Raw genomic sequence first — 6,592 nt, forward strand, 5'->3', positions numbered from 1 at the left:
ACCTCCAAATAGTTGTCACTTCATTAAGAAGTTTGGTTCTTATATCAAAAGTTGTCAAGCCAAGCTAAATTTATAGTTACATAAGATATGTTTATGGAAGTAACAAAAAAGCTCATACATTTTTGTATGAGCTTTTTTTATATGAATGAATCGGAGAGGATTCTTTTGAATGGTTAATTAGATAAAATTAACAATCTGCATCAAGATAGGAACAACGACTACGAATAAAACAGTTGAAGTTGTAACTACGTTAGTTGCGTATTCAACATCACCATGTGATTGTCCAACCAAGATAGGTAGAACAGCAAGTCCAGGAGCAGCTGCTTGAATGATCAATGTGCTGCTTTCCAAACTAGGCATTGGATGACCCATTGAGCTACCGAGCATTACGAAACCGATCATAATTGCGGGAGCAAAGACGAATCTTCCCAGTAGGGCGAGTACTGTATCACGGTCAAAGCCGATTGATTTAAGACCGGCATCAGCCAAGATAATACCAATGTAGATAAGAGACATTGGTGTAACAATACCACCAACCATGTCTAAAGTTTTATCGATCCATAGTGGAACAGGAATAGCCAGTAGTAAGAATACTAGTGAAACTAAGAAGCCAACAAGTGGAGCAGGTAATAGTTTCTTCCAGTTAAAGTCTTTCTTAGCACCTTTTTCAACAGTTGGATCATCACTTGAGATAAAGAAGACGCCGATGGCCCAAGTTGAAATAGTATTCATAACATAGTAAACAAGGAAGTAAGGCAAACTCTTTGTTCCAAACAATGCCATGTTTAGTGGTAGACCAATGAAGATCGTATTAGCATTGGCAAACATGTTGATGAATGTACCGCGACGACCTTTTCTAATACGGAACACTTTAGTAAGGATCCAGGCTAGTAAATAACTGCAGGCAAAACTGGCAAAGGCAAAGACTAAACCACCTGAAAGACTAGCTAATTTGTCACGTGTTAAATATTTTAATACTGAAACGAAAATAGATGCTGGTAGGGCGATCTTCATAATAATAAATGAGATATTTCCTTTAAACTCGTCACCTAGACGACCTGAACTTCTTAACCAGTAGCCAAGGGCGATAACGATTACGATTTCAGCAACACTTTCTAGTGAGGTAATGAATGCTTCCATGAGATAATTCCCCTTCTCTTATAACTTAATTCCTAAAATTAATATTTTGGTTCCCATTTGATGTCATTGATAGCTTTTTTAGCATCCGTGGCATCAGTTAATTTCTCTTCAATTGCTTGTTGAGCAACGCCCATAGCAACTGTCATACTAAATTCATCTAGCTTTGAAACTGGAGGCAATACAGCAGCACCAGCTTCTGTTGGATCAACGATTCCACCAAGTGAATGAGCAGCTTTATTGATCATGCCGTCACTAAGTAATTTAGCATTGACGGCCATTGCACCAAGACCAAGTCCAGGATATACAAGAGCGTTGTTAGCTTGACCAATAACGTATGTAACGCCATTCATTTCAACTGGTTCGACTGGAATACCAGTTGCAACTAGAGCTTTACCATCAGTCCACTTCAAAAGATCTTCAGCTTTTGCTTCAGCAAGTTTTGTAGGATTTGATAGTGGGAAGATGATGGGACGTGCTGTATGTGCAGCCATTTCTTTGATGATGGATTCTGTAAAGGTACCAGGTTGTGTTGACGTACCAACAAGAATAGTAGGGTGAACGGCTTTAACAGCAGCTTCAAGAGTTATTAGTTCATCTGCGTTAGCAAATTCACTGCGACTTCTTGTAAATGGCTTTTGTTCAGGTGTTAGACCTTCAGTATCATCAAACAATAGACCTTGCTTATCAACTAGATAGAAGTGTTTCTTAGCTTCTTCTTCAGATAAACCTTCTTCGACCATTGCATCAAAGATACGTTTGGCAATACCAGCACCGGCAGTACCAGCACCAAATGACATATAAACTTGATCAGTGAATTTTTCTTTAGAAATATTCAAAGCACCCAAGATACCAGCAAGAGTGATAATACCAGTTCCTTGGATATCATCGTTAAATGTCAAAATTTGATCTTTATATTTATTCAAGATATTGGCAGCATTGTCACGACCAAAGTCTTCAAAATGAAGATACATGTCGGGGAATAAATCCTCTGCAAGAGCAACAAATTTGTCGACGAATGCATAATAATTATCACCTGTAACACGTTCATGATGATTACCAAGATATAAATCATCATTTAATAATTCTTTGTTGTTTGTACCAGCATCAAGAACAACTGGTAGAACAGACTTAGGATCAACTCCGGCAGCAGCTGTATAAACCATAAGTTTACCAACTGAAATATCTACACCTTGTAGACCCCAATCACCAATACCAAGGATTCCCTCGCCATCAGTAACAACAATCAATTTAATATCACGATCACCGGCAGCGTTCTTTAATGTAGCTTCCATATCATCTTGATCATCAATTGATAAGAACGCAGCGTTTTGTGGATCTAAGAAAAAGTGGCTATAATTTTCGATTGTATCAGCAATAGTTGGATCGTAAACAACGGGCATGAAATCATAAACATGTTCACTGAATAGTTTGTAGAACAATGTACGATTCTCATTGAAAAGATCCATCAAGTACATGCGCTTTGCCAATGGAGTAGGTTTTGCACCATATTGTTCGTATGCTTGAGCGACTTGCTGATCAAGAGTCTGAACGAATGGAGGTAGTAAACCTTCGATTTTATTTGCCTTTCTTTCTTCTTTTGTAAAAGCAGTTCCCTTATTTAAAAAGGGATTATTTAGTAAATCTAAACCTGTGTATGTCATAACTTTGCCTCCTGAAATAACTTTCGTGACGTACTATAATTCCTTATAAAAAATATAGTCAAATATGTTACAATTGATAAAAAATATTTATAGGTGATAATCATGAATTTAAATGATTTCAGATATTTTCAAAAATTAAGCAATATGAAGAGCTTTTCGGAGACTGCTCATTATTTCAAAGTCAGTCAGCCAACGATAACTTATGCTTTGAAAAGATTGGAAACAGAATACGATACCAAATTGGTAGAAAGAAAAAGTTATGCTAATTCGTTGTCTCTAACTTTTGCCGGTGAACAATTATTACAACATATCAATAAGATATTGCGTGAAGATCATTTAGTTAAGACAGATCTTTCAAGAATCAAGCAAAAACAAATTAAAATGGGTCTGCCCCCGATAATTACCAATTATTTGGTACCCAAAATTTTTAATGAGTTAAAGCGATTTGATTATTTGAATCGAATTGTTCCTGTGATAGATGGCTCTAAGGAATTACTAGCTAAATTAAAAAACGGAGATATTGATTTATCTCTCTTAGGCTCGACAACTTTACCTGATGATCCAGATTTAGATTATAAATTGTTGGACACACATCATTTTAAAATAATCGCTAGTGAAGACCGTAAGTTTAAGGCAAATTTGAAATTAACGGATCTGATAGATGAGGATTTTATTATTTTGGATGAAAAGTCCGTTCATCAACAGGTCTTTAATAACTTCATTGATAAATACAATGTTTCACCTAAAATAATCTTTCAGACTAGCGACTATAAACTACTTTTGGATTTAGTTAAGGAAAATAAAGGAATCAGTTTTATAACTGAAACTGCGATTAGACCTTTAACTGGTATTCAAGAATTGAAAATCGATAAATTGGAACTGCCGCCTTTTTATATAATGTTGGTTTATCGTCGTGGGACGATTAAAGGTTCAGTTTTTGAAAAATTAATTAGTATTTTCGAGGCTACTTCAACTAAAAATTAATATTTCAATAAAATGCTATGAATTTTTTGTGGTATACGTGTCTATTGAGAGTGATATATAATTATAGATGCCAATAGTAAGTAAGGATTAATCCGGCTATTCGGTGACAGATAATTTAGTGTCAAATAGTCGACTTTGATCCAACAAATTATCTTTACAGAAACAGACAATCTATTGGGATAGTTCTTAAGAGCAGCTGTTTCTGGGGAAGTCGAAGCAATTCGGCTTTTTTTTTACAACAAAATATTGAAAATAATAAAATATAGCAAAATATTGGAAAAGGTTCATAATCGCTAGTCTGACGCGGTGTTAGAGGATATAATAATGCGATTATTTACCGATATATAGAATCTATACTTATATATATAGATACGTTATGATATATTACTCGTTGGAGAGGAAATCCCTGTTTCCTCTTCCTTGATAATTTCATGTTTATAACAGTCTGATAATCTGTTATTACCCTGAATGGTAGTTCCTCCCTGAGCTGCCATTTTTTTATGCATTTTTTTTGGTTTTGACGCCATGTGCGGCTCCACTTCAGGAAATAGGTTGTAATATGGTATAATTTTGTTACTAAGTTACTAGGAGTATTCAGTTATACGATGAAATATAATAAAGAACAACAAATTGAAATTGCGAAGTATGCGATCAAAAACAATTATGGTTATAAAGAAACCGGTGCTAAATATGATATCTCTTATCAACAAGTAGCAGCTTGGGTCAGAAAATATGAAGCTAAGGCTTCTATTAATAAACCAAAAAAGACTTCAAATGAACCTACTAAAACAAGTACGTTAGACATCTTGAGTCGTCGTGATCCTGTCTTGGAACGACAATTAGAAGACGTCAAACGTCGTCTAGGTTTGATAAACTAATTGGGGAAGAATAAATGAAAAGTATTGTTTTTGTTTGTTTAGGAAATATTTGCCGTTCGCCGATGGCAGAAATGATGATGCGTGAGTACATTTCTGAACATGGTTTAGAAGATAAATTAACAGTTTCGTCGAGAGCAACTGAAGACTATGAGGCTGGGAATCCAATTCATCCTGGTGCTATCGCTGAATTGAAGAAACATCAAGTAAAAATTGTTGAACATCATTCACAGAAAATTTCTAAAACTGACTTTTTCGAGGCTGATTTAATAATTGGGATGGACCATCAGAATATAGTTGATTTAAATGATATGTCGAGCGGCCATCAAGACAAGATTCACTTGGCCTTAGAATTTAAGGGCAATCAAGTGATTCAAGATCCGTGGTACGATCATAAATTTGATCGAACATATTCACAGTTAAGTCAGGCAGTTCCATATTGGGCAGCTTTTCTTTTGAATAGTACTAAATAAGAGTCAGAAACTATTGTTTCAAGCTCTTTTTTTATGAGGGGGCATTAGTGTGCAGTTAAGTGCAATTACTATAATAGTTAGATTGATTATTGCCACTGCCATATCAGGAGTTATTGGTTGGGATCGTGAACACAAAAATAGACCAGCGGGTATTAGAACCCATATTCTGGTCTGTTTAGGTGCTTGTATTGTAGCCTTGATTCAAAAAGAAATTGGTTTTAACGCTTTAAGAGTAGCCGCACAATATCCTCAATATAGGGGAGTGATAAGGGCTGATGAAGCTAGACTTATTGCACAAGTAGTCAGTGGGATTGGCTTTCTTGGTGCTGGTACGATCATTGTTGAACATCATTATATCAAAGGACTAACGACAGCTGCCAGTCTGTGGGTGGTTGCTTGTATGGGTATCGCCGTTGGTATGGGTGACTACGTGATTGCCATTACCAGTTTTGTTGTAGTATTCGGTGTTGTAGCTTTCTTAAAACAAATAGTACGAGTTAGTGCAGTAAAAAGTATTGAAATCGAATATCGAAATAAAGTAGAAACAAAGAAATTTATTCTAGATTATTTCCAAAAGAAAAATATTGCTATAAGTAATGTGGTTTTTAGGGCAAGCAGAATTGACGGTGAATATCTATATACTAATGTTTACGAGGTCAAGTTACCTAGGAAGTCTAATTACGTAACAGTTATAGAGGATTTATCCAATCATGAGAATGTTATCAAAGTTAGAGCAATTGCCGCGGGATAATTATAAATTCAATGTAGTGATTTGTAATTTTGATAATTTTTTCTTGGTTGTAATAAAAAACGACATCTGATAAAGTTTTCAGGTCAGGGGGAATTAAATGTTTAAGCGAGTGGTATTGGGCATTTCACTCATAACGCTTATTAGTGGCGGTTCTATTATTTCAATGAAATACAATACAACTGATGCTGTAAATTTTAATCGTGTAGTTAAACGTAAGGATTATAATTATGTTTCGTTTCAAAATTTATACGAAAATCCGCAATTATATACAGGAACTAAGGTATATCAATACGGTACAGTCGATAAAGTTGTTTTTAATAGTAACAGTAGTTATATGCTGGTGGTTTTGAACGGGAATGATCAATCAAATATCATCAAGCTCAAATTTGATTACAGCAAGACCGACAACGCAAACAGATTCTCTGTTGGTACAGAAGTCAGATTTTATGGAAAAGTTTCAAAGCCAGAACAGTATGAGACCGGACGTGGTCGAGAAACATCTCGTCCCGTTATCGAAGCCGCATATGTTGATCTAAAAAAATAACAGAACCCACCAAACTGAACCGCACCCTCCTAGTTGGAGTAATCCAACCAGGAGGGTTTTTCTATGTTTTCAAAAGATGTAAAACTAAAAGCTATTAATGATCTTAATGCCGGAATTAAAGTTAAACAAGTAATGGATAAATATGGGATAAAAGGTACCGCAAC

7 protein-coding genes are annotated in these 6,592 nt (G+C 35.4%); 5 read left to right on the forward strand and 2 right to left on the reverse strand.

Translation table 11 applies throughout. From position 1 onward, the window contains the following. Positions 1–177 precede the first annotated feature (177 nt). Complete coding sequence (locus EKM60_RS04350; protein ID WP_125712811.1) at positions 178–1,140, reverse strand: AEC family transporter; 963 nt, start codon at positions 1,138–1,140, stop codon at positions 178–180. A 38-nt stretch (positions 1,141–1,178) separates the two neighbouring features. Further along, complete coding sequence (locus EKM60_RS04355; RefSeq protein ID WP_125712813.1) at positions 1,179–2,801, reverse strand: malolactic enzyme; 1,623 nt, start codon at positions 2,799–2,801, stop codon at positions 1,179–1,181. 102 nt (positions 2,802–2,903) lie between these two features. Between EKM60_RS04355 and EKM60_RS04360 the strand changes: the two genes are divergently transcribed. The 5 genes from EKM60_RS04360 to EKM60_RS04380 all read left to right on the forward strand — a co-directional run bounded on the left by EKM60_RS04360 (position 2,904) and on the right by EKM60_RS04380 (position 6,428). Next, positions 2,904–3,785 (forward strand): LysR family transcriptional regulator, encoded by an 882-nt coding sequence (locus EKM60_RS04360; protein WP_125712815.1) that lies wholly within the window; start codon positions 2,904–2,906, stop codon positions 3,783–3,785. 605 nt (positions 3,786–4,390) lie between these two features. After that, positions 4,391–4,663, forward strand: a complete 273-nt coding sequence (locus tag EKM60_RS04365) for a helix-turn-helix domain-containing protein (protein ID WP_125712817.1) — start codon at positions 4,391–4,393, stop codon at positions 4,661–4,663. A 14-nt stretch (positions 4,664–4,677) separates the two neighbouring features. Beyond that, positions 4,678–5,133 carry a low molecular weight protein-tyrosine-phosphatase gene (locus EKM60_RS04370; protein ID WP_125712819.1) on the forward strand — a complete coding sequence of 152 codons (456 nt, stop codon included), beginning with the start codon at positions 4,678–4,680 and terminating at the stop codon, positions 5,131–5,133. 43 nt (positions 5,134–5,176) lie between these two features. Beyond that, a complete protein-coding gene (locus tag EKM60_RS04375; RefSeq protein ID WP_125712821.1) occupies positions 5,177–5,884 on the forward strand; it encodes an MgtC/SapB family protein in 708 nt (235 codons plus the stop codon). 97 nt (positions 5,885–5,981) lie between these two features. Next, a complete protein-coding gene (locus EKM60_RS04380) occupies positions 5,982–6,428 on the forward strand; it encodes a hypothetical protein (protein WP_125712823.1) in 447 nt (148 codons plus the stop codon). The last annotated feature ends 164 nt before the right edge of the window (positions 6,429–6,592 follow it).

It is taken from the genome of Companilactobacillus kedongensis (genome assembly GCF_003946625.1).
Taxonomy (GTDB): Bacteria; Bacillota; Bacilli; order Lactobacillales; family Lactobacillaceae; genus Companilactobacillus; species Companilactobacillus kedongensis.

Excerpts from the sequence above, each read along its gene's own strand:
- EKM60_RS04380 (WP_125712823.1), top strand. The coding sequence starts at position 5,982 with ATGTTTAAGCGAGTGGTATTGGGCATTTCACTCATAACGCTTATTAGT.
- EKM60_RS04370 (WP_125712819.1), top strand. The coding sequence starts at position 4,678 with ATGAAAAGTATTGTTTTTGTTTGTTTAGGAAATATTTGCCGTTCGCCG.
- EKM60_RS04360 (WP_125712815.1), top strand. The coding sequence starts at position 2,904 with ATGAATTTAAATGATTTCAGATATTTTCAAAAATTAAGCAATATGAAG.
- EKM60_RS04365 (WP_125712817.1), top strand. The coding sequence starts at position 4,391 with ATGAAATATAATAAAGAACAACAAATTGAAATTGCGAAGTATGCGATC.
- EKM60_RS04355 (WP_125712813.1), bottom strand. The coding sequence starts at position 2,801 with ATGACATACACAGGTTTAGATTTACTAAATAATCCCTTTTTAAATAAG.
- EKM60_RS04350 (WP_125712811.1), bottom strand. The coding sequence starts at position 1,140 with ATGGAAGCATTCATTACCTCACTAGAAAGTGTTGCTGAAATCGTAATC.